The 22,880-nt window shown below is 68.8% G+C and carries 21 protein-coding genes and 1 pseudogene; 16 read left to right on the forward strand and 6 right to left on the reverse strand.

Features of this window, described 5'->3' with window-relative positions; all coding sequences use genetic code 11:
• Positions 1-223 (reverse strand): LLM class flavin-dependent oxidoreductase (locus D472_RS24435; RefSeq protein WP_152447858.1); only part of this gene is annotated, 223 nt, incomplete at its 3' end.
• A gap of 45 nt (positions 224-268) precedes the next feature.
• On the reverse strand, positions 269-1,474 hold the full coding sequence (locus D472_RS0100595; RefSeq protein WP_017602559.1) for an SDR family NAD(P)-dependent oxidoreductase: 1,206 nt from the start codon (positions 1,472-1,474) through the stop codon (positions 269-271).
• 248 nt (positions 1,475-1,722) lie between these two features.
• On the opposite strand from D472_RS0100595, the gene D472_RS0100600 reads away from it, so the two are divergent.
• From D472_RS0100600 to D472_RS0100625, 6 genes are all read left to right on the forward strand, one after another.
• Positions 1,723-3,027 carry an ATP-grasp domain-containing protein gene (locus D472_RS0100600; protein WP_017602560.1) on the forward strand — a complete coding sequence of 435 codons (1,305 nt, stop codon included), beginning with the start codon at positions 1,723-1,725 and terminating at the stop codon, positions 3,025-3,027.
• A 13-nt stretch (positions 3,028-3,040) separates the two neighbouring features.
• Complete coding sequence (locus D472_RS0100605) at positions 3,041-5,065, forward strand: CocE/NonD family hydrolase (protein ID WP_017602561.1); 2,025 nt, start codon at positions 3,041-3,043, stop codon at positions 5,063-5,065.
• Between the two features lie 106 nt (positions 5,066-5,171).
• Positions 5,172-6,515 carry a cytochrome P450 gene (locus D472_RS0100610; RefSeq protein WP_017602562.1) on the forward strand — a complete coding sequence of 448 codons (1,344 nt, stop codon included), beginning with the start codon at positions 5,172-5,174 and terminating at the stop codon, positions 6,513-6,515.
• 22 nt (positions 6,516-6,537) lie between these two features.
• Positions 6,538-6,933 (forward strand): four-helix bundle copper-binding protein, encoded by a 396-nt coding sequence (locus D472_RS0100615; protein WP_017602563.1) that lies wholly within the window; start codon positions 6,538-6,540, stop codon positions 6,931-6,933.
• A gap of 50 nt (positions 6,934-6,983) precedes the next feature.
• Entirely contained in the window at positions 6,984-8,198 is a 1,215-nt protein-coding gene (locus D472_RS0100620) for a D-arabinono-1,4-lactone oxidase (RefSeq protein ID WP_017602564.1), read from the forward strand.
• Positions 8,195-8,569: a sensory rhodopsin transducer gene (locus D472_RS0100625; protein ID WP_017602565.1), complete on the forward strand. Its 375-nt coding sequence runs from the start codon at positions 8,195-8,197 to the stop codon at positions 8,567-8,569. Before D472_RS0100620 ends, D472_RS0100625 begins: the two co-directional genes overlap by 4 nt.
• Positions 8,570-8,646: 77 nt before the next feature.
• Here the strand turns inward: D472_RS0100625 and D472_RS28520 are convergent, their stop codons facing one another.
• Together D472_RS28520 and purB are read right to left on the reverse strand one after the other, a co-directional pair.
• Positions 8,647-8,823, reverse strand: coding sequence for a hypothetical protein (locus tag D472_RS28520; protein WP_193373412.1), 177 nt, complete (start codon positions 8,821-8,823; stop codon positions 8,647-8,649).
• Between the two features lie 158 nt (positions 8,824-8,981).
• Positions 8,982-10,411: pseudogene (gene purB, locus D472_RS26470) on the reverse strand (adenylosuccinate lyase).
• Positions 10,412-10,542: 131 nt separating this feature from the next.
• On the opposite strand from purB, the gene D472_RS0100640 reads away from it, so the two are divergent.
• The 4 genes from D472_RS0100640 (at position 10,543) to D472_RS0100655 (ending at position 13,899) form a co-directional block, all read left to right on the forward strand.
• Positions 10,543-11,916, forward strand: a complete 1,374-nt coding sequence (locus D472_RS0100640) for a sensor histidine kinase (RefSeq protein ID WP_033302851.1) — start codon at positions 10,543-10,545, stop codon at positions 11,914-11,916.
• A complete protein-coding gene (locus D472_RS0100645) occupies positions 11,883-12,587 on the forward strand; it encodes a response regulator (RefSeq protein WP_033302842.1) in 705 nt (234 codons plus the stop codon). The genes D472_RS0100640 and D472_RS0100645 overlap by 34 nt, the downstream gene beginning before the upstream one ends.
• Before the next feature lie 95 nt (positions 12,588-12,682).
• A complete protein-coding gene (locus D472_RS24445; protein WP_017602568.1) occupies positions 12,683-13,633 on the forward strand; it encodes an oxygenase MpaB family protein in 951 nt (316 codons plus the stop codon).
• 47 nt (positions 13,634-13,680) lie between these two features.
• Positions 13,681-13,899, forward strand: coding sequence for a DUF3099 domain-containing protein (locus tag D472_RS0100655; protein ID WP_026117246.1), 219 nt, complete (start codon positions 13,681-13,683; stop codon positions 13,897-13,899).
• A gap of 33 nt (positions 13,900-13,932) precedes the next feature.
• Here the strand turns inward: D472_RS0100655 and D472_RS0100660 are convergent, their stop codons facing one another.
• The gene (locus D472_RS0100660) at positions 13,933-15,030 is read right to left on the reverse strand and encodes a pyridoxal-phosphate-dependent aminotransferase family protein (protein WP_017602570.1); all 1,098 of its coding nucleotides are present in this window, start codon (positions 15,028-15,030) and stop codon (positions 13,933-13,935) included.
• Between the two features lie 171 nt (positions 15,031-15,201).
• Here D472_RS0100660 and D472_RS0100665 point away from each other — a divergent pair, with 171 nt between their 5' ends.
• The 4 genes from D472_RS0100665 to D472_RS0100680 all read left to right on the forward strand — a co-directional run bounded on the left by D472_RS0100665 (position 15,202) and on the right by D472_RS0100680 (position 19,360).
• Positions 15,202-15,756 carry a GNAT family N-acetyltransferase gene (locus tag D472_RS0100665; RefSeq protein ID WP_017602571.1) on the forward strand — a complete coding sequence of 185 codons (555 nt, stop codon included), beginning with the start codon at positions 15,202-15,204 and terminating at the stop codon, positions 15,754-15,756.
• A gap of 147 nt (positions 15,757-15,903) precedes the next feature.
• A complete protein-coding gene (locus tag D472_RS0100670; RefSeq protein WP_017602572.1) occupies positions 15,904-17,394 on the forward strand; it encodes an aminopeptidase P family protein in 1,491 nt (496 codons plus the stop codon).
• Positions 17,395-17,786: 392 nt separating this feature from the next.
• Positions 17,787-18,788, forward strand: a complete 1,002-nt coding sequence (locus D472_RS0100675; RefSeq protein WP_026117247.1) for a hypothetical protein — start codon at positions 17,787-17,789, stop codon at positions 18,786-18,788.
• Positions 18,789-18,913: 125 nt separating this feature from the next.
• Positions 18,914-19,360, forward strand: a complete 447-nt coding sequence (locus D472_RS0100680; RefSeq protein WP_017602574.1) for a hypothetical protein — start codon at positions 18,914-18,916, stop codon at positions 19,358-19,360.
• A gap of 22 nt (positions 19,361-19,382) precedes the next feature.
• Here the strand turns inward: D472_RS0100680 and D472_RS0100685 are convergent, their stop codons facing one another.
• Positions 19,383-20,558, reverse strand: a complete 1,176-nt coding sequence (locus tag D472_RS0100685) for a saccharopine dehydrogenase family protein (protein ID WP_017602575.1) — start codon at positions 20,556-20,558, stop codon at positions 19,383-19,385.
• A gap of 135 nt (positions 20,559-20,693) precedes the next feature.
• On the opposite strand from D472_RS0100685, the gene D472_RS0100690 reads away from it, so the two are divergent.
• A complete protein-coding gene (locus tag D472_RS0100690; protein ID WP_026117248.1) occupies positions 20,694-21,260 on the forward strand; it encodes a TIGR03086 family metal-binding protein in 567 nt (188 codons plus the stop codon).
• A gap of 130 nt (positions 21,261-21,390) precedes the next feature.
• Entirely contained in the window at positions 21,391-22,758 is a 1,368-nt protein-coding gene (locus D472_RS0100695; protein WP_017602577.1) for a carboxylesterase family protein, read from the forward strand.
• The last annotated feature ends 122 nt before the right edge of the window (positions 22,759-22,880 follow it).

Here is a 22,880-nt window from a genome sequence, read left to right on the forward strand (position 1 = left end):
TCGGACAGGTGACGGCCGTGGTCACGGGCAGGGAGGTGACCTGGCCGATCGCTCCGATCACCGACCACACGAACGGACTCTGCCCTTGGGAGTCCAACCACGGGTGATAGTGATCGGAGATCCACAAGGCGTCGAAACCGGCCTCCTGCGCGGTCCGGGCCTGCCGTACCAACTCCTTCGGACCGTGCTCCTCGGTCGCGAGGAAGTAACCGAAACGCGTCATGTCGTTCCCTCTGTCGGCCTGGGTCACGGGTGGTCGAGGAAGGGTTCACCCCTCGCTTCGCGCCGCCCTGCGTGACTGGCGGGTGTGGGGCACCTGATTGAGTTGTTCGTAGGCGCGTTCGTTGAGGGTCGCCACGACGCCGACCGCACGCCCCAGAGGGCCGCGGGCCGCCTCCGAGCCCGACCGTTCCTCGGGTGATTCCGGTGTGTTCGGCAACAGTCGACCCATCAGCCGCATCGACTCTTGGATGAGTCCGGGAGCGAGACCGTGAACGGCCATCCCGGCCCTGGCCACCGGTGTCAGCACGAGGAAACTCCGGCCGCGCGCGACCGCGCCGACGATGCGGTGGGCGGCCCGCTCGGCGTTCACACTGAGCAGCGGAAGGCCGGCGAGCAGGGCGAACCAGGCGTATTCGCGCTCGGGGGCGCCGTTGAAGACCACGCCCCGATGCGATCCCGTGCGCATCAGCCCCGGGGCCACGGTGGTGACGCTCACCCCGGTACCGGCGGTCTCGGCCGCCAACCCCTCGGACAACCCCGCCTGGGCGTGTTTGGCGCAGGAGTAGGGCGTCAGGTGCGGTACCGAAAGATAGGCACCGATGGAGGTGATGTTGACGATGGTCCCCTGGCGTTCGCGCAGACGCCCCAGCGCCTGACGGGACAGCCGCAAAGGCCCCCAGAAGATGACGTCCATGGCCTGGACGAAGTGCTCCTCGGTCAACGCCTCCCACGGACCCACGCGCATGATCCCGGCACTGTTGACCAGAACGTCCAATCGCCCATAGCGGTCGTCGACCTCCTCCAACAGGGCCGCGATCTGCTCCGGGTCGGTGACGTCACAGACCACCCCGTGGGCGTCCACGCCCCGCTCGGTGAGTTCGGACACGGCGTGGTCCAGACTCTCCCGCCCCCGGCCGCACACGACCACGAGGGCGCCTTGGGCCCCGAACTCACGGGCCAACTGTAGACCGAGCCCACGGGACCCGCCGGTGATGAGTACGACCTTGCCGCGTAGGCGTCTGGGGTGCCCGTGTTCGGACATCATCGCGGCCCCCACACCGAGGACGGCTCCCGCCGCGCCCCAGGTGAGGAGTCGGGCGCCCCGCCGGACCGCGGATACCTGCTTGGAACGCTCCGCTCCTCGGCGGCGCCGGTTCCAGGCCCAGCGGGCGCCGGTCAGTGCCACGGACGTCTTCAGAGCGCGCTTGGCCCTCTTGCCTCGGCCGCGGGTGCGGTGGTGGATCCGCGCCATGTGCTCCCCTTGTTCGGTTCGGATGGTGCCACGTCGAAAGGGGGGATGTGGGAGTACGGCTACCCGATGCCCACGTTCGGAAAACCGTGCTCAGGCCGCATGCCCACGAGGCCGCGAGGGTCGGTTGGGCCGATTCGGGGGGTGTTCGTCACAAGGAGGTCACGAATAGACGCGAAAGTGAAGGGTAGGCGCTTGAGTGAACCCGACATCCCCCACCCGCATATTGATGTGAAAGGGCGGTGTTAGGAATGAAGAACGTGTTCGTCATGGGTATGGACGAACGTAACCGCGAGATGCTGGAGAGCACTCCGACAGGACGGGAGTGTCGTTTCCACCCCCTGCTGAGCATCGAAGAACTCCAACACGGTGAGATCGACATCGAGCAGACCCTCGACGCGGCCAGAGCCGTACTGGACGGATTCGACGGCACGGTGGACGCCATCGTCGGTTACCGAGACTTCCCCATCACCCTCCTCGTGCCGATCCTGTGCGCCGAACGCGGCCTGCCCGCACCGGAACTGGACTCGGTCGTCAAGTGCGAGCACAAGTACTGGAGCAGGCACCTGCAGTCGCAGGTGACCGATGCCCACCCTCCCTTCTCCCTCGTGGACCTGGACGCGGACGCCCCTGAGCATGGCCTGGAGTATCCGCTGTGGCTCAAGCCCATCAAGTCCGCCTCCTCCGAGCTGGCCTACCGGGTGGAGGACGATCAGGGCTTCCGTGCTGCGGTCGAGCGCATCCGGCGAAGCATCGATCGGATCGGCCGCCCCTTCGAGAGCATCCTCGAACGGGTGGACCTGCCCTCGAAGGTCGCGGAGGCCGGACGGCACCACTGTCTGGCCGAGGGTGCCCTGCACGGGGTCCAGGCCGCGGCCGAGGGTTACGTCTACGGGGGAGAAGTCACCGTGTACGCGGTCTTGGACTCGGTCGACTTCCCGGGGAACCCCTCCTTCCTGCGGCACCAGTACCCCTCCGGCCTGCCCGATGAGGTCCAAAAGCGGATCAGGCAGGCCTCCGAAGACGTCATCGAACAACACGGCTTGGACAATTCCACCTTCAGCGTCGAGTTCTTCTACGACCCGCTTCAGGACGACCTCGGCATCGTGGAGATCAACCCCAGACACTCCCAGAGCCACGCGGCCCTCTTCGAACTCGTGGACGGGGTGGCCAACCACGAACGCATGCTTCGCATGGCGCTGGGCGAGGACCCCGCCCTCTCCGACCGGGACAAGGGGGAATTCTCGGTGGCCGCGGAGTGGTACCACCGCCGCTTTAGGGACGGAGTGGTCACCCGTGTCCCCACGGAGAAGGAGGTGAAGGAACTGGAGGACTCGATGACGGGCGTGACCATCCACATCGTCCCGAGTGTGGGCCAACGCCTCTCCGAAATGATCGCTCAGGACAGTTACAGCTTCGAACTGGCCAAGATCGTCATCGCCGGAGCCGACGAACTGGAGATGCAGGCCAAGTACGAACGTTGCGTGAAGGGCCTTCGGTTCGAGTTCGAGGACGAGAGCGGCGCCGGCCGGATCGAAGGCGTCACCCGAAGCTGAGGGAGGTGCGTACATGCGTCTGGTGGACGAACTGACGTATCAGGTCCAGACCGAGGATCACTTCTGGATCCCCATGTCGGACGGGGTGCGTTTGGCGGCGCGAATGTGGCGTCCCGAATCCTCCGATCGCGAACCCGTGCCCGCCGTCCTGGAGTACATCCCCTACCGCAAGCGTGATCTGACCGCGGTGCGCGACTCCATGCACCACCCCTACATCGCCGGCCACGGCTACGCTTGCGTGCGCGTCGACCTGCGAGGTACCGGCGACTCCGAGGGTGTGCTCTACGACGAGTACCTGGAGCGCGAGCAACGGGACGCCGAAGAGGTACTGGCCTGGTTGGCCGAACAACCCTGGTGTGATGGCGACACGGCGATGCTGGGTCTGTCCTGGGGCGGGTTCGCGGCGCTCCAGGTGGCCGCGCGTCGGCCGCCGAGCCTGCGCACCATCGCCATCAGCTGCTTCACCGATGACCGCTACGCAGACGACTTCCACTACATGGGCGGTTGCCTGCTCTCGGACAACCTGGCCGAGGCCGGGACCACGTTCGCCTACGGTACCTGCCCACCCGACCCCGCGATCGTCGGCGACGACTGGCGGCGCATGTGGCTGGAGCGCCTGGAGGCCAACCGTCCCTGGGTCATCGAGTGGCTCCACCACCAGCATCGGGACGAGTACTGGCGGCACGCGTCCGTCAGGGAGGAATACTCCCGGGTCTCGTGCCCGGTTCTGGCCTCCAGCGGTTGGGCGGACGGATACTCCAACGCCGTACTCCGGCTCATGGAGCACCTCGAGGCCCCGGTCAAGGGACTGGTGGGCCCCTGGTCCCACCGATACCCGCACATGGGAGTGCCCGGTCCGGCCATCGGCTACCTCCAAGAGGTGGTCCGTTGGCTCGACCACTGGACCAAGGGCACCGACAACGGGGTGGAGCAGGAGACCGGACTCTGGGTCTGGATGCAGGAGAGCGTTCCGCCCTCCACCTCCTACGAGGACCGCCCCGGCCGCTGGGTCCACGAACCGGACTGGCCCTCCGAGGGCATCGACAGGCGGTCACTACCGCTGGGGAACAACCGGATCAACCTCTGGGGTGAGAAGGAGGCCGCGGAGCCGCAGAGTCTTCGCTCTCCACTGTCGGTGGGGCAGTTCGCGGGCAAGTGGGCCTCCTACAGCGCTCCACCGGACCTGCCCTATGACCAGCGGGAGGAGGACGGTGGTTCCCTGGTCTTCGACACCGATCCACTGCAGGAACGACTGGAGATCCTGGGCGCCACCCGGGTGGTGCTGGAACTCTCCGTCACCGAACCCGTCGCGATGGTCGCCGCGCGACTGTGCGACGTGGCGCCAGACGGCAGCACCACACGGGTGACCTACGGGTTGCTCAACCTGACCCACCGGGACGGACACGAAAGTCCTCGAGCCCTGGTGCCGGGCCAGACCTACCGGGTGGAGATCAAGCTGAACGGTGTCGCGCAGGCCTTTCCCGCCGGGCATCGCATCCGGTTGTCGTTGTCCACCTCCTACTGGCCCTTGGCCTGGCCTCCGCCGCGCCCAGCACTGACCACGATCCACCCCGAAGGCAGCGCGCTCGTCCTGCCGGTACGTCCCACGCGTGATGACGAGGAGACGAACGAGGATCCGTTCGGTGTCGCCGAGGGCACGACCCCGATCCCGACTTCGCGTCAGCGACAGGGGGACCACCGTTGGACGGTCCAACGGGACATGGCGAACAACCGCTTCACCCTGGACATCCTCAAGGACGGAGGCGTCCTGCGTTTCGAGGACATCGACCTCGACGTGAGCCGCAAAGCCCACGAGACCTACGACGCGGTGGGTGACGACTTCACTTCGGCTCGGGGCCGGTCGGCGTGGACGATGTGCTTCTCGCGGGGGGACTGGCACGCCAGAACCGAGACGTACACGGTGCTGGAGTGCACCGAGGACGAGTTCCGGGTCCACGCCACGCTCGACGCCTACGAGTCCGGGGAAAGGATCTTCTCCCGACAGTGGACCGAGTCCGTCCCACGCGCCCTGGTGTGATCCGCCGGGCCTGATGGGACCACCCCATCGGGCCCGGGACCGGCCCACGAAGGGCACCGCACGACCACGCATCTCGACCGCAGGCCGATCAAGGGAAGTCCATTCCATGCACACCGAACAACGGCACGAGGCGAACGGTACGAGTCCCGCGGAGACGGCGAGGCTCCTGTCCTCGGTCCTGCTGCCCACCGTCGCGCGCGGAGCCATCGTGCGCCGACCGATGGGGGAGGCTTTGGCCACCGCGACCGGTACCGACCACAGGATCGTGTCGCACCTGCGCGCTCTACGTGAACGACACGGCGAGGACCCACTGCCGCTCAAGTACGCGGGCCGACGCATCGCGCTGGTCCTGTCGGCGGAGGACGTCCGAACCCTTCTGCAGGGCACGCCCGACCCGTTCTCTCCGGGAGGTGCCGAAAAACGGGGCGCACTCTCCCAGTTCCAACCGCACGGCGTCCTGATCTCCGACCAGGACGAACGAACCCGACGAAGGAAGGCCAACGAGGAAGCCCTGGTCCCGAGCCGGGCGATCCACCCCGACGCCTCGGCCATCGCCGGACACGCGGACGAGGAGGCACGCGCCCTGGTCGCGGCGCTGCGCAACGCCGGGACCCGAGGCGGTGTCCTGGACTGGTCACGTTTTTCCGAAAGCTTCGACGCGCTGACCCGCCGGGTGGTCTTCGGAGGTTTCGCGGTGGGGGATCGTGAGACCACCGAGATGCTGCGCACACTACGGGCGCGCGCCAACTGGTCCTACCTGTTCCCGAACAGTGACGGTCTCAGGAAGCGCTTCTTGGAACGGGTGCGCGAGAATGTCGATCGCGCCGAGCCCGACAGTCTGGCCGCGCGCCTGGGCTCGCCCGGATCGGCCGAACGCCCGGAGGATCAGGTGGCCCACTGGTTGTTCGCCTTCGACGCGGCCGCCATCGCCACCTATCGTGCCCTGGCCTTGCTGACCTCCTCCGCTCCGGCCGCCGAGGCCGCCCGGGCCGAAGGGCTCGACGAGGACGGAACCGATCTGCCCTTGCTGCGGGCGACCTTGCGCGAATCGGTCAGGTTGTGGCCGACCACCCTTGTGGTGATCCGGGAGAGCACGCGCCAGACCCGATGGCGCGACACGACCATCGACTCCGCAACGTCCTTCCTGGTGCTGAGCGCCTTCTTCCACCGCGACTCTTCCCGGCTGTCCTACGCCGACTCCTTCGAGCCCGACATCTGGACGGACGGCCGCGCCGACAACGAACCTGGTGTCCTGCCCTTCAGCTACGGGCCCGCTGGATGTCCGGGGCGCGAATTGGTGCCGTTGACCGTTTCCCTCTTCCTGCGGTCGCTGCTCAGAGGTGGCGCACCGCACCGGGTCGACGACGCCCCGCCTCTGCGATCACCTGGGATGCCGGCCTCCCTCAACCACTTCGACCTGCGTTTTTCCTACGCGAACACGTCGGTGTGAGCCGCACGAGGAGGGATCGACCATGAGCGTGATCGGACGGATGCTGCATGCCCACCCCGACGACGCGGAGGGTGTGGCCGAGAAGGTACGCGCCGCGGTGGAGGCGTGTGGACTGTGCGCGCAGGTCTGTGCGGTGTGCGCGGACGCCTGCATGCGGGAGGAGGCGGTCGAGCTGATCTGGAGTGCCCGCTTCGATCTGGATTGCGCGGACCTGTGCGAGGCCACCCAGCGTGTCCTGGTGCGACGGACCGCCGAGGAGGACGGCTTCGTCATGGCGGCCCTGGAGGCCTGTGCCCAGGCCTGTGACCGATGCGCCCAGGAGTGCGAACGGCACACCCATCACGAACACTGCCGTGTCTGTGCCCAGGTGTGCCGGCAATGCGCGCGTGCCTGCCGCGAACTGCTCGCCGCTCTGTAGAGGCCGCCCGACGAGGTCGTTCGGCGGGCGACCGGAGGATGGAGTAAGGGATGGCGGAAGGATTTCGTAACTGGTCGGGGAGCATCGACTTCACCCCCACACGTCATGTCGAACCCACCGACGAGGACGAGGTGCGGGAAATCGTGCGCCAGACCGCCGAAAGCGGTAGGACCTTGAGGCCCGTGGGGCGCGGCCACTCCTCGATGCCCTTGATGGAGACGGAACACACCCTGATGTCTTTGAGGAACATGCGCGGTGTCGTTTCGTACTCCAGGGAAAGGATGGAGGCCGAGGTCCTTCCCGGCACCTTCATCCGGGAGTTGGGGCAGGAGTTGCACCGCGAAGGACTGGCCACCGAGAACATGGGAGACGTCGACTTCCAGGCGGTCGCCGGTGCGGTGGGGACGGGGACGCACGGTACCGGCAGACGATTCGGCAACCTGTCCACCCTGGTCACGGGTGTACGCATGGTCACGGCGGACGGGGGCGTGGTGGACTGGCACCAGGACACCCACCCCGAACTCATGCGTTCGGCCCGCGTGTCCCTGGGGGCGCTGGGGGTCTTCACCCTCATCCGGCTCAGGCTCGAACCGGCGCACGACCTGCACCGCCTCTCATGGTGCGTGGACACCGAAGTGGTCCTGGACCACATGGACGAGTTGGTCGAGCGCAACCGCATGTTCGATTTCTATTGGTATCCCAGGCGCGACGAAACCCAGGTCCGTACCCTGAATCGACCCGGGCACGAGCCCGATCTCGACCTCCCCACACGAGGGCTGTACGAGCAGGACCTGGGGCCGATTCACCAGGTCCTGCCCAAGGATCAGGAACTGCGGTACGAGGAGATCGAGTACCTGATGCCGCTGGAGGCCGGACCCTCGTGTTTTCGCCAGGTTCGGGACCGCATCATGCGCCATCACCGGGACCGGGTGGGCTGGCGGGTGCTGTATCGGACGATCGCCGGGGACGACAATCACCTCAGTCCGAGCCATGGACGTGACAGTGTCAGCATCGCGTTGTTGCACAACGCCTCGCTCCCCTACCAGGACTACTTCTTCGACATCGAACGGATCTTCCTCGCCCACGGCGGCCGGCCGCATTGGGGGAAGAAACACAGTCTGACCGCCGACCGATTGCGGCCCTTGTATCCCGAATGGGACCGTTTCGCCCGGGACCGGCGTGACCTGGATCCACAGGGGGTGTTCCTCAACGATCACCTAAGGGAGTCGCTGGTGGTTCCGTCAGGGGGAGAGGAGACCTCATGAAGGAGATCGGAGGACACGAGTTCGCCCTCGCCGGGGGAGTGGTACCCGAACCGTCCCACGGCGCGGAACCGGAGTTCACCGGCTACGACCTGCTGTGCGTGCTCAACGCGGCCGACCAGGTGGCGGAGGTGGAAATGACCGTCTACCACACCGATCGTGAGCCGGTGGGCCCGTACCGGATCCGGGTGGAGGCGCGCCGGGTCCGTCAGGTTCGGGTCAACGACCTCATCGACCCGGAGGCCATTCCCTTGGGGACGCCCTACGGGTGCGTGGTGCGTTCGGATGTTCCGGTGGTGGTCCAGATGCTGCGTCAGGACACCAGGGACAACGGTCGAGGGGCGCCCGGGATCACCTGTCTACCGTTCGTTTGAACGATGATCGGTCTGAATCGGCCGGCCGATCCCGAGCGGACGCACCTTTAGGGCGCGGCCGGTGAACGCGAGAGCCCTCATCGGGTGTCGTTCTCAAAGAAGGCGCGGGGATCGCGCTGCACGGCCTCGGCGGCGCGGTCCTCGCGGCGGCGCAGGGCCATGTCGGCCAGGATGGCCAGTCCGAAGGCGATGACCATGGTCGTGATGACGCCGAGAGCGGTGACGGCGGTACCGAAGGAGGTCGGATCGATCATGTCTCTCCTTTCGAGGGGCGGTACTTCGAGGGTGCGACACCTTCGACCGTAATAGGCGTTCACTTTTGAAGTGGGCGTTAGCCGAGTGAACCGTGTCATATCCGGACATGAGAAAGGGGTCCAGGAGGTGAACCGCTCCCGGACCCCTCGACCATCGGTTACAGGATCGACCCCGGCTCGTAGGCGGCGGCCTCGGGGTGGGCGGCCGAGACGGCCTCCACCCGCGCCACCACATCCGCCACCTGATCGGCGGGCGCNCGGTGAAGGTGATTCGCTCGGCCAACAGGGCGTCCAACGCCGCGCGGTCCAAGGGGAAGCGCTCGTCATCGGCCAACCGGTCCAGCAGCCGGTTGCCCGTACCCTCCTGGCGCATGGCCAGGGCGGACGCCACCGCGTGCTCCTTGATGAGTTCGTGGGCGCTCTCGCGGCCCACACCGGCGCGCACCGCCGCCATCAACATCTTGGTGGTGGCCAGGAACGGCAGGTAGCGGTCCAGTTCGGCGGAGATCACGGCGGGGAAGGCCCCGAACTCGTCCAGTACCGTCAGCATGGTCTCGATCAGACCGTCGAAGGCGAAGAACGCGTCCGGCAGCGCGACCCGGCGCACCACCGAGCAGGACACGTCGCCCTCGTTCCACTGGTCACCGGCCAATTCACCGGCCATGGACGCGTACCCGCGCAGGACCACGGTCAGCCCGTTGACCCGCTCGCAGGAGCGCGTGTTCATCTTGTGCGGCATCGCCGACGAGCCCACCTGGCCTTCGGCGAACCCCTCGGTGACCAGTTCGTGCCCGGCCATCAACCGAATGGTCTTGGCCAGGGAAGAGGGCCCGGCCGCCAACTGCACCAGAGTGGTGAGCACCTCGAAGTCCAACGAGCGCGGGTAGACCTGACCCACGCTGGTGAAACGCCGCTCGAATCCCAGGTGCGCGGCCACCTCGTCCTCCAAGGCGGCCAACGCGGCACGGTCACCGCCGAGTAGATCCAACATGTCCTGGGCGGTTCCGACCGGGCCCTTGATCCCGCGCAGCGGGTACCGGGCGATCAGTTCCTCCAAACGTCCATAGGCCACCAGGACCTCGTCGGCGATGGACGCGAACCGTTTGCCCAGCGTCGTGGCCTGCGCGGCCACGTTGTGGGAGCGGCCCGCCATGACGGTCTGGCCGTACTCGGCGGACAGACGCCCCAACCGGGCCAGCAACGCCACCACCCGGTCGCGCACCAACAACAGACTGTCGCGGACCTGTAGTTGCTCCACGTTCTCCGTCAGGTCACGCGAGGTCATGCCCTTGTGCACGTGCTCATGGCCGGCCAAGGCGTTGAATTCCTCGATCCGTGCCTTGACGTCGTGCCGGGTGATCCGCTCGCGCTCGGCGATGGAGGCCGGGTCGACCTGTTCCAGGACCTTCTCGTAGTCCTCGATCACACCGGTGGGGACGTCCACGCCCAGGCGCGCCTGGGCACGCAGTACGGCCAACCACAGTCGCCGTTCGGCGACCACCTTGTACTCGGGGGACCACAGTCGGGTCAGCTCCGCCGAAGCATAACGGGCGGCCAGGACATCGGGAATGACGGGTTTCGCGCTCACGTCGAACCACCCTATCGCCTGGACCCGGGCCTCCCACGTCCCGCCCGCGTTCGTGGTAGGGACGGCCCCACCACGAACCCGGGGGCGCAACGGATGTCCTGAAAAGGGGCCCGAGTCCTAGCGTGGACGCCATGGACACGCACCCCCGGCCCAAAGCCCCCCGCACCCTGGCCCGCGCCCTGGCGGACCCACGTTTCCTTCTCAGCGTCTGGATGTGGCGCTCCTTGGCCTACGTCGCGACCACCTTCATGGTCGGAGGCGTGCTGGCCACCGTGGCCGCGCCCCTCTACATGCCCTGGGTGATGCTGATGGCCGCTTGGGGGACGGGCTCCCCAGGCCCCGAAACGATCGCTCTGGCGGTGTTCCTCGGTGTGTTCATGGTCCTGGTGGTGGGGCCGCTCATCGCCCTACCGCTGGGCGCATTGGAACGGCACCGCCTTCGGCTGGTGCTACCCGACCCGCACACCAACAGTGGTCACCGCGCCCCACCGGCCGGGCTGTGGGGATGGATTCGCGTCCGCTACACCGAGGCCGCCACCTGGCGCGAGGTCGCCTACGTAGCGGTGATGCTCCCCATGACCGGCCTCATCGGCCTGCTCTGCATGATCCTCTTCGGATCGCTCGTCATCCTGGCAACGGGGCCCTTCATCCTCAGCGGGACCGCAGAGGACCCGATCAACCTCGGGCCGATCATCCTGACCACCCCTCAGCAGGCCCTGCCCTACACCCTGCTCGCCCCGGTCTTCCTGGTTCTGCTCCTCTACACCTGCGGCCTGTACTCCTACGGACACGGTGTCATCGCCCGCGCCCTGCTGGTCGGCCCACCCAAGGAAGAGCTGCGCGCCGAACTGGACCAGGTCACCGAGTCACGCGCCCGCCTGGCCGGTGCCTTCGAGTACGAGCGTCGCCGGATCGAACGCGACCTGCACGACGGCGCCCAACAACGCCTGGTCGCGCTCAGCATGGACCTGGGCATGGCCCGCGTCGAGCTGGAGGAGGGATCGGCGGCGGAGCGGCGGGTGGCCGCCGCCCAGGCCAAGGCGGATGACCTCATCGACGAACTACGCGAACTGGTGCGAGGTATCCACCCAAGGGTGCTGACCGACCGCGGCCTGCCCGAGGCCCTGGCCGAACTGGCCGATCACAGCCCCGTCCCGGTGAGCCTCGACGTCGACCTGCCAGGGCGCTGCCCCTCCCACGTGGAGGGCACCGCCTACTTCGTGGTCGTCGAGGCACTCACCAACGTTCACAAGCACACCGAGGCCGAGGCCGTCACCGTGTGCGCGGACCTGCGCGAGGAACCCCAAGGTGACGTACTCGTGGTGGAGGTGGGCGACCACGGTCCCGGCGGCGCCGAACCGGCCCGGGGCAGTGGCCTGACCGGGATGGCCGACCGGGTCGCCGTGATGGGCGGCACGATGGACCTGTCCAGCCCCGTGGGAGGGCCGACCCGGATCCGAGTGGAGCTGCCATGCACGATCTCGCAGACCGAGGTGCGCCGGTGACCCCCGTGCCGACGGTGCTCGCCGAGGACGGCGTCCTGCTCCGCGAGGGCCTGGTGGGTGTGCTCGAACGTTTCGGGTTCCCGGTGTCGGCGGCGGTCGGCGACGCCGAGGAACTGCTCACCGCCGTGACCGAGCACCGGCCCGGACTGGTGGTGACCGACATTCGTATGCCGCCCGACTTCGGTGACGAGGGGTTACGGGCCGCCGTGCGGCTGCGTCGCGAGCACCCCGGACTGGCCGTGGTGGCGCTCAGCCAGTACGTGGAGCTGAGCTATGCCACCGAACTCTTGGATTCGCAGGAAGGCAGGGGAGTGGGGTACCTGCTCAAACAAAGGGTGGGCGACGTCCGCGAGTTCGCCTCGGTGCTGCGGAACGTGGTGGAGGGCGCCACCTTCGTCGATCCCGAGGTGGTGCGTCAGCTGTTGCGGCGCAGTGCCGACCCGCTCCAGCGGCTCACCGCCCGTGAACGCCAGGTCCTCGAACTGATGGCGGAAGGCCATTCCAATGGTGCCATCGCCCGCCGACTCGTGGTCGGTGACGCCGCCGTCGGCAAGCACGTCGGCAACATCCTGGCCAAACTCGACCTACCACCGGATGAGGACGTCCACCGCCGGGTACAGGCCGTTCTGGCCTACCTGCGGGCCCAGGCCGGCCGCTCCGGGACCGGCTGACCCGGGCAACGTCGGCTGTCGTATCGTGGGAGAGGCCCCGCGCACGATCCGAATCCGGCGAGAGTCCCCCTCGCGCGAACCCGGAGGAGATCTGGATGCATCCGACCGTCGCGGCCCCCGACAGCGTCACCTGGCGAGTCCACCTGGACCGCTCCATGTGGGTCGCGGGGGTGCGCGCGCTCATGCTTCAGGCCCTGCACCCCATCGCGATGCAGGGGGTGTGGCAGCGCTCGGACTTTCGTTCCGACCCCACCGGTCGGCTGCTGCGCACCGCCCACTTCATCGCGGTCACCACCTATGGCAGCCTCACCGAGGCCGAGGCCTTGGGCGAACAGGTGCGTCGGGTGCACCGTGCCCTGAGCTTCACCGACCCGAGCACCGGCCACCCGCATCGCGTCGATCAGCACGATCTGTTGGTGTGGGTGCACTGCGCGGAGGTGGGCTCCTACCTGGAGGTCGTCCAACGCGCCGGACTGGGACTGAGCCAGGCCGACATGGACCGCTATCTGGACGAGCAGTCCCTGACCGCCGGTTACGTGGGCCTGTCCCGGGACGAGGTGCCCCGCAGCGTCGCCGACATGCGCCGCTACCTGGCCTCGGTGCGGCCCGCCCTGCGGGTCACCCCTGAGGCCCGCTGGGCGGTCCGTTTCCTCCTGTGGCCCAAGATCCCCGAACGGCTCGCCTGGCTGAGCCCGCTCAAACCACTGTGGTTCCCGGTGGGAGTCCTGGCCTACAACACCTTGCCCGCGTGGGCGCGCCGCGCCTACGGAGTGCTTCCCCAGCCCTTGGGCCTGGAGAACGCGACCACCAGCGGATTGCGCCTGCTGCGCGCAGGACTGCACCTGGTACCCGAACGCTTCTACAACCTGCTCTTCGACGAGGCCACCGTCCAAAGCGCCGAGGCGGCCAAGCAGCGCCTGTTTGAGGCCGGGTACCGGATGGAGAACGGTTCCCGTGCCCTGCGCTCGCTCACCCGCTTCAGCCCGCCTCCGAGCCGGGCCGCGGCCACCGGTCGACACGGCGACACCGTTGACCGGAGCCGATAGCGTGGAGAACCGGACCACGCGATCGAGCAGGTGGCGGAGGTGAACGGATCAAACGCAGGAAGACGCACTACGCCCTCCTGATGGGACTGTGCCTGGTGCTGTTCGCCGGAGCCGCCCCGGTCTACTACCTGTTCGGAAGCGGGTGGGCCGTGGCGATGTGCGTGGTGGCCTCCATCCTGCCGCCGATCGCCATGACCCTGGGCAACATCGCCGACCCGAACGATCCGCGCGATCACGACAACAGGTACGGACCCAACGCCGAGTAGGCGTTCGCCCGCACCCGTACCGTTCTTCGGACCTCAGCGCTCCAGGACACGGCGCAGCGCCGCCAGGACCAGCTCGGCCCGGTCCAAACGGGCGTTGTGCCCCATCAGGCCGATCCGCCACACCGAGGCGGCGTAGGGGCCCACGCCCGCACCGATCTCCAGGCCGTACTCGCGCAGCAGGCGATCACGAACCTTGCCCGAATCCACGCCATCGGGAACCCGCACCGAGGTCAACTGCGCCAGGTGGTGCCCCTCGGCGGCGAACAGCTCCAGGCCCATCTCCCGCAGACCCTCGCGCAGGCGGGCTCCGGCCGCCTCGTGCCGAGCAGCCACCTCTTCCATGCCCTCCTGCTCGATACGGGCCAAGGCCGCGTCCAAGGAGGCCACCATCGAGGTCGGAGCGGTGTGGTGGTAGGTGCGTCCGCCCGGGCCGCCGCGCACGTAGGCACCGAGCAATCCCAGGTCCAGGTACCACACCGGCGGCGACTGCACTCGGTGCTCCCAGGCGCGTTCGGAGAAGGTGAACGGGGCCAGCCCCGGCGCCACCCCCAGACACTTCTGGGTTCCGGAGTAGGCGATGTCCACCCGCCACTCGTCCAAGGCCATGGGCGTACCGCCCAAGGAGGTGACACAGTCGGCGAGCAGCAGGGTGTCCTCGGAGCGTTCGCGAAGTGCGCGTCCCAGGGCGCCGATGTCACTGACCACACCGGTGGAGGTCTCGGCGTGCACCGCGGCCACCAACGCGGGCGCGGGGTGCGCGTCCAGCACGCGCTGCACGTCCACGGGCTGCCCCCAGTCGTGGTCCACCCGCACCACGTGGGCGCCGTAGCGACCGGCGACCTCGCACATGCGCTCGCCGAACAATCCGTTCACGGCCACGACCACCTGGTCGCCGGCGCGTACGGTGTTGGTGAAGGCCGCCTCCATGCCCAGCGAGCCGGTGCCCGACAACGGCAACGTGAGTGGGTTCCGGGTGCCCCACAGGGACCGGAGGCGTTCGCAGGTGCGCTCCAGCATGGCGACGAACTCCGGGTCGAGGTGGCCCAGGATGGGGGCCGCCAGACCCAGGGTCGCTTCGGGATAGGGGTTGCTCGGCCCCGGTCCCAGAAGGGTGCGTTCGGTGACTGACATGGGCACACACTAACCAGACATACGTGACCAGGGGGCAATCGGGGGCTCATCTGTGTGTAACGCGACATCGGTCATCCCACGATGTGGGCCGTAGTATCTCCCGCGGACGAACGATCACCCGTGCGGCACGTTGTCGAACACGCGCGGCGCGAACGTAGGGAAGGGACCCGCATGACCGACACGGTCCGGACCGAGACGACCGGGCACGGCACCGATCGGGTGCGGGTGTTGCGCGTGGAGCACGACGACCCCCGGGTCCAAGGGTTGCTCGCCGGGCTCTTGGAGGAGTACACCGAACGCTACGGGGCCGAAGGCGCCGCCAACGAACTCGGCCGCTACCCGGTCACCGAGTTCGTCGCGCCCCTTGGTCGCCTGGTCCTGGCCGAACTGGACGGGGAGATCGTCGCCGGCGGCGCACTGCGCCCCTACCGGCTGGGCGTGAACGACGAACCGATCACGGTCGAGTTCAAGCGGATCTGGACTTCGGCCCGGCACCGCAGGCGCGGCTTGGGCCGGCTCATCATGTCCGCTCTGGAAGACGCCGCGCGCGACCTCGGCTACACCACCGTCATGCTCTTCACCGGTCCCTCCCAGCCCGAGGCCGTGGCCCTGTACGAGCGGATCGGATACCGGTGGGTGGATCCGGACACGATCGAGGACCTGCCCTACCCCAAAGCGATCCCCTTCACCCATGACCTGCGCGGTCGGTCGAGCGGTCGGGCATAGTGGAGCGGCAGCCGGCGTTATGGGGAGCACTATGCTCCGGCGGCGGGCGAGTCCGAGCCCGCCCCCCTACGATGGATGCCGAGGCCGCCACCAGCGGCCGAGCACCTTCCCCACCCTTTCGACGAACTCGACGAGGAGAGTCACGACGTGAGCGAGCAGCAGCGCCCCCAGGCCGAGATGGACGCCCCCGAGTTCAGTCCGCGCAAGAACGGTCAGGCGCAGTCGGTCTCCGACGAGCTCGCCGCGTGGATGCGCACCGGATGGGCCGACACCGAGATGCGCGACCTGGAACCCATCGAGCAGGCCGGGCACACCGCTCGTCGGCGCACCGCGCTCAGCGAGGCCTTCCCGGGCGAGCGTCTGGTCATTCCCTCCGGCCGGCTCCTGACCCGATCCAACGACACCGAATACCCCTTCCGTGCCGCCACGAACTACGCCTACCTGACCGGCGACACCACCGACGGCAACTGCCTGGTGCTCACCCCTAGGGCCGGGGGAGGCCACGACGTGGTCCTCTACCTCAAACCGCGCTCCAACCGCGACAACGGCGAGTTCTGGCTCGGTGGTTACGGTGAGCTGTGGACCGGGCGCCGCAACAGCCTGGAGGAGGCTTCCGCCCTGCTGGGCGTGCCCACCGCCGACGTGCGCACCCTGCCCGCGGCCCTGCGAGCCGACACCGTCGCCACGCGCGTCGTGCGCGGCCACGACGCCGAGATCGACGCGATCGTGGACGAGGTACGCGCCGACGTCGACGAGCAGGCACGCGCCAAGTCCGCCCGTTTGGACGAAGAACTGGGTGTGAGGCTGGCCGACCATCGTCTGGTCAAGGACGAGTGGGAGGTGGCCCAGCTGCAAAAGGCCGTGGACGCCACCGTGCGCGGCTTCAACGACGTGGTCGCGGCGCTGCCGCAGGCCAAGGACACCTCCGAACGCTACGTCGAGGGCACCTTCTTCCTGCGTGCCCGCGTGGAGGGCAACGACGTCGGCTACGGCACCATCGCCGCCTCGGGCGCCAACGCCACCACCCTGCACTGGACCCGCAACGATGGTCCGGTCCGTGAGGGCGACCTGTTGCTCCTGGACGCGGGCGTGGAGACCACCACCCTCTACACCGCCGACGTCACCCGCACCATGCCGGTCTCGGGTACCTTCACCGAGCTGCAGCGCAAGGTCTACGACATCGTGTACAAGGCTCAGGAGGCCGGAATCGCCGCCGTGGCACCGGGCGCGCCCTTCATCGCCTTCCATGAGGCCTCCCAGCGGGTTCTGGCCGAGGAACTCATCGCCTGGGGCCTGCTCGAGGGCCCGCTCGACCGTGTCCTGGAACTGGGCTTGCAACGCCGCTACAGTCTGCACGGCACCGGCCACATGCTCGGTATGGACGTGCACGACTGCGCCGTCTCCCGCCAAGAGGTGCACCTGTACGGCGACCTGAAGCCGGGCATGGTGCTCACCGTCGAGCCGGGCCTGTACTTCCAGCCCGACGACCTGACCGTCCCCGAGGAGCTGCGCGGCATCGGTGTGCGCATCGAGGACGACGTCCTGGTCACCGAGGAGGGTCGGACCGTGATGTCGGCCGCTCTGCCGCGTTCCTCGGCCGAGGTCGAGGCCTGGCTGGCCGAGCGCATGCCGCGCTGAGCGCGGTGATCCGGGGCCGTTCGCGATCGCGAACGGCCCCGGACCGGTGCGAACCCGCCAACGACCGCATCAGCACGTCCGGGGCCTGGGTATGGGACGTCCAACCGACGGCCCCGTACGACTCCAGCACCTCCTCATGTCCCGGTTCGCTCGCCGCGCATGCCCTCACCACCACTCGCGTCACCCTCGATACCTTTTCCACTCGATCCGGTACGCGGGAGTCCGCCGGTTGCGTTCACCACGCGGTCACTTCCGCTACCGTTACCGGGCACGAGGATCCACACGAGTGTGTCGTGCGGTGGGATCGCCCGACGGGGCCACGTCCCCTGGTGCCACCCGATAACGTCGTGGTGACCGAAAGTTACGTGAAGGAACGACGGGGAGGGCGACTCGTGCGCGCGGAGCGGCTGTGGCGCAGGGGGTTGCGGTTTCCGCGCCTGTTCCTGGCGGACCGGACGGTCCTGGTGCACGGCGACGTCGATCCCACCCCGGACCCGCGCAAGTCGCGCTACGAGGCGCGGGCCTTCGACACGCGTTCCCTGCGCCCGCTGGGGCCGGCCTTCGAGGTCCAAGGGCCGGTCGACCTGGCATCGGCGCCCGAGGGCGAGGAATGGCCGGAGACGGTCCTGGTGCAGGCCTCGCGTCGTTCGGTGAGCGTGCGCGATCCCCGAACCGGTAGCCCGTTGTTGGAGACCGACCTGGCCGAGCCGGGGGAACGCTGGCCCGACGACGTCGCGCTGCGCGTGGTGGACAAGGAAGTGGTGGTCTTCCTGTTCGGTGAGGACGGCCAGGGCGGCACTCGCTGGTGGGCCGTGGACCCCTACACCGGAGCGACGGTGCCCGACCTGACCGACTCCAGACCCGGACACGAGGCCCGAGGGGAAAGGATGTCCTTCGCCGGTGACTACCTGGTGGCTCCGGGGCAGGACCCGGGCTTCGACCCGGTGATCCTCGCCGACTACGAGCACCCCCGTGAGCGGGTGTACCGGCTGGAGGACGGCGAGTACCTGGGCGAGGTGGAGAGTCACGCCGATTCCGAGACCGTCGCGGCCCGGGTCGGGGGCCGTCCCCTGCTCGCGGTGGCAGGCCGTATCCATTCCCTGCCGGACTTGGCGCTGATCGCTGAACTCGGGGGGCCGCGCACCCTCACCTCCCTGGTGGAGTGGGAGGGCGAGGCGGTCGCCGTCTACCAGGAGGAGGACGCCCGACCCGAAGGACTGGGCGGCTGGTACCTGGATCGGCTGCGGGTGCGTCACCTGGATCGGCCCGGGCGACCCGTGACGGAGGTACCGGGTACCTGGCCGGGTGATCTGGAGGACCTGGTGGCCACCCCCGACGGGATGGTGGTCCTGGCCACCACCGAGGGTGTCTACGCCCTGCGCGTGGACGTTTGAGCCGATACGCCCATGACCGCACCGGGTGGGCGGGGCGATCGCCTCATCGGCGACTCACCGCGTATGTCTTCCCCGCGCCCTCGCTCTCGGTGCGATACTCACCGCACCGACGTCGAGAGGTGACCATGCGAACCTTCCGTCTCCTGCCACGCGCGGTGGCCCTGGGCCTGGCCGCCGGCGCACGAAGCTCCCTGGGGCCGGGCGCCCCGCTGTGGGTCGACGCTCGGGGGAACACCCCCCGACGTTGTCTGATCGCCCTGGCCGTCGCTGGGGAGATCACCATGGACAAGACACCGATCGTCCCCGAGCGCACGAAGGGCCCCGTCCTGGTGCAGCGCTCGCTCGGTGGAGCCTGGGGCGCGGCTCTGCTGGCTCGCGACCTGGACGGATCGATCCCCCTCGCGGCCGTGGCCGCCGCACTGGCCGCGCCCGTGGGCGCCGTGGCCGGGGTCCGGTGGCGGGCCTGGTGGAGCCAGGGACGCCCGGCCTGGATGGGCGGGGTCATCGAGGACGCCGCGGCGCTCGCCCTGGCCCGGTTCGCGGTCGCCGATCACCCGCACACCCTGCGTTGAGGGCCGGCGGGTCGGGCGTCGCTCACTCCTCGAAGGTGCGCAGCACCTCGAACTCCACCCCGGCCCGGGGCAACCGTTCGATGAGCGCCTCGCCCATGGCCACCGCCGTGGTCACCTGCCCCGAGGTGGCGGGCAGTTCGTCCTGCCACAGGCACAGCGCCGACTCCGCGAGCATCCCCGAGGTCGCCCCGTATCCGGGTTCACCACCCGATACGAGCGTGTGCACCCGGCGGCCACCACCCGAACCCACGAAGTGGACGGTGAACCACCCACCGGCCAACTGCTCCTCGGTGGGACCCTCGCCGGGAGAACGCAACGACATCAACCGCTCCCGCAGCGACGGCACCTGCGCGGCGGCCATCACCCCCGCCGCGCCACCGGCGGCGCCCAAGGCACTGGTCAACCACCGGAACGCCCCGTAGTGCCCATAGCCGAAGTCGGGTCCGTACCGCTCCAGCGCGGCCGCGGAACGCACCACCACCTGCGGGTCCAGGCTGGGGATCGGCAACGTCCATCCACGGGCCAGTCGGGTACGCGGCAGTCCCCGTTCGATACGCACCCGGCGTCCCTCGGGTTCTCCCTCCAGGGCTTTGCGTTCTCGAGCCGCCGTCTTCATCTCGAAGGGATCGGAGAAGGCACCCAGCGCCGATCTCAAAGTGCCGCCCGAGGCGCTGCCCTTGGCGCGCACGAAACCCTCCACGTGCAGCGGCACCCCCTCGGGCAACCGCTCGACGGTGAACAGCACGCCCAGGTCGTAGGGGATGGAGTCGAACCCACAGGCGTGTACGAGCCGTGCGCCCGTCTGTCGCGCGATGGTGTGGTACTTCACGTACATACGGTCCACGAAGGCCGGTTCGCCGCACAGGTCCACGTAGTCGGTGCCCTCCTCCGCGCACGCCGCGACCATGGGCTCCCCGTATTCGGCGTAGGGTCCCACCGTGCTGATGACCACCCGGGCCGCGGCGGCCAGGGCGCGGATCGAGGCGGGGTCCTCCACGTCGGCGGACAACAGGTCGGGCGTGGGCCGGTCGGGGTCGATCTCGGCCAATTCGGCCCGCAGCGCCTCCAGTTTGTCGACGTTGCGTCCGGCCAAGGCCCACCGCAGTTCACGTGGGGAGTGCTCGGCCAGGTATTCGGCGGTCAGTGCTCCGGTGTACCCGGTCGCTCCGAACAGGACGATGTCGTAACCACGTTCCATGGATTCCCTTGTTGATCGGCCTTCGAGTCGTTTCTGTCGGTGTCACAGTCTGGCAGGTCGGGGCCGCCGGTGTGGGGACCCGCCCGGCCGGGTAGGTCGCTTCGGCGAAGAGGAGTGACACCACCGGGAGGTTTCGTGACGCGGCTGATCGACCTGCATGGCACCGCGATGGAGGAGTTCGACCGTCGAGTCAGGGAGGTGGAACTCACCGACTGGGCATCGCCCACGCCCTGCACCGATTGGGACGTACACGACCTGGTCAACCATCTGACCTCCGAACAGCTCTGGGTCCCCCATCTGCTCGCCGGAGCCCGGATCGAGGAGGTGGGTGACCGGTTCGACGGTGACAACCTCGGTGAGACACCCGCGACCACCTGGTCGGTGGCCGCCCGCGAGGCCCGTACCGCCTGGGTCGCCCCTTCCTCCCTCGACCGCGAGGTACACCTGTCCTTCGGTGACGTCCCGGCCGAGGTGTACCTATGGCAGATGACCTTCGACCTGGCCGTACACGCCTGGGACCTGGCCCGGGCCATCGGGGCGGACGAGGACCTCGACCCCGACCTGGTCGAGGAGCTGTACGCGTGGACCCGTGAGCGGCACGGGGAGCTGGCGGCGAGCGGCATGTTCGACGATCCTGTTCCGGTGCCAGAGGAGGCCGGCATCCAGACCAGGCTCCTCGCCCTCACCGGGCGCAAGGTCTAGCACCGATCATGGTAGGTGGGACCGACGGCCACCCTGGGCGCATCGCACGCTCGGGGGCGGCGCCCGCTCCGGTACCCTCGTCCACCAGGGCGGCGGGGGCCGGCCCACCCACACGATCCGGATGGGACCCATGACCGAATCGACCCCTCTCACCCAGGACGAACACCATCGAGTCGACGCCCCGGCCGGCCCGATCATCGGGAAGGCCCAGGGCGAGGTCCTGCGGTTCCTCGGGATCCCCTACGCGCGTGCCGAACGGTTCGCACCGCCGGAGCCGGTCCCGCCGTTCACCGAACCCTTCCACGCCACCCGGGCCGCGGCGGCCGCCCCGCAGGGGTCCTCGGAGGTGGTCTCCCAGGCCATCGAGGGGATCCGGACCGACCGCCAGGACGAGGACTGCCAACGCCTGTCCCTCACCGTCCCCGCCGACCTGGCCGAGGACGAACGGCTGCCCGTCCTGGTGTGGATCCACGGCGGCTCCTACGTCACCGGCGCCGGCGACCTGCCCATCTTCGACCCCACCCGTTTGGTGACCGAACAGAGGGTCATCGTGGTCTCGGTCACCTACCGGCTCGGTGTCCTGGGCTACCTGCACCTGCCCGGCCGCTCGCCCGCCAACCTCGGACTCCTGGACCAGGTGGCGGCGCTGCGCTGGGTGGCCGCCAACATCGCGGCCTTCGGCGGCGACCCGGAAGGGGTCACCCTCTTCGGACAGTCCGCCGGGGGAGACGCCGTCGCCCACCTGATGATCGCCCGTGGCACCGAAGGTCTGTTCCGACGCGCGATCGTTCAGAGCGCCCCGCTGGGTCTGCTGTCCGGGCGCACCCGCATGTCCGAGGCGATGGCCCGGGCCGCCGGCGCCCTGCTGCCCGATACCTCCGTCCGTGACCTCCTCGCCCTACAGGACAAGGCCGCCCAGGCCGCGAAGTCGTTCGGGCTGCGCAGCGCCATGCCGTTCGGTGTCCGCTACGGGCACGACCCGCTGCCCGCCGAAGCCGACCGGGGGCGGGCCTGGCGCGAGGCGGCGCCCCGGATCGACCTGCTCATCGGTGCGACCAGTCAGGAGACCGGGCTGTTCACCGAGGCCCTCCCGGCCGTGCGCAAGGTGATCGAACTGCCGCTGGTCGGTTCCACGCTGCGCCGGATCCTGATCCGCGCCACCACCTGGCGCATCTACACCGGACCCGCTCGCGCGTTCGCCCGCCGGCACCGCCGGGGCGGCGGCGACGCCGTCCGGTACACGTTCACCTGGCGCCCCGAGGGCGGCCGGTTCGGGGCCGCGCACATCACCGACATCCCGCTGCTGTTGGGCACCAGGAGCTCTTGGGAGGGCACCAGCCTCGTGGGGCGTACCACCTGGGAGGAGATCGATCGGCGTGGCCGCGCCGTGCGCCGGGTGTGGGCGGACTTCGCCCGTACCGGCACGGTGTCCGCCGAGGCCGCCCGTGCCGCCTCCGACAGCCTCACCGTGCACCGTTCGTCGAGTTCCCGGCCCTGAGGGGTCGGCGCCAGGGCTCCGTTCGAGTCCCCTTGCCTTTCATGCCCCGTGTCCGTGGGACGGACCGATCGAAGCGTGTTCGGGCCTGTTGGTGGAGGTCGAGGCCGCTGCCGTGATCGACT

It is taken from the genome of Nocardiopsis alkaliphila YIM 80379, assembly GCF_000341005.1.
Taxonomy (GTDB): Bacteria; Actinomycetota; Actinomycetes; order Streptosporangiales; family Streptosporangiaceae; genus Nocardiopsis; species Nocardiopsis alkaliphila.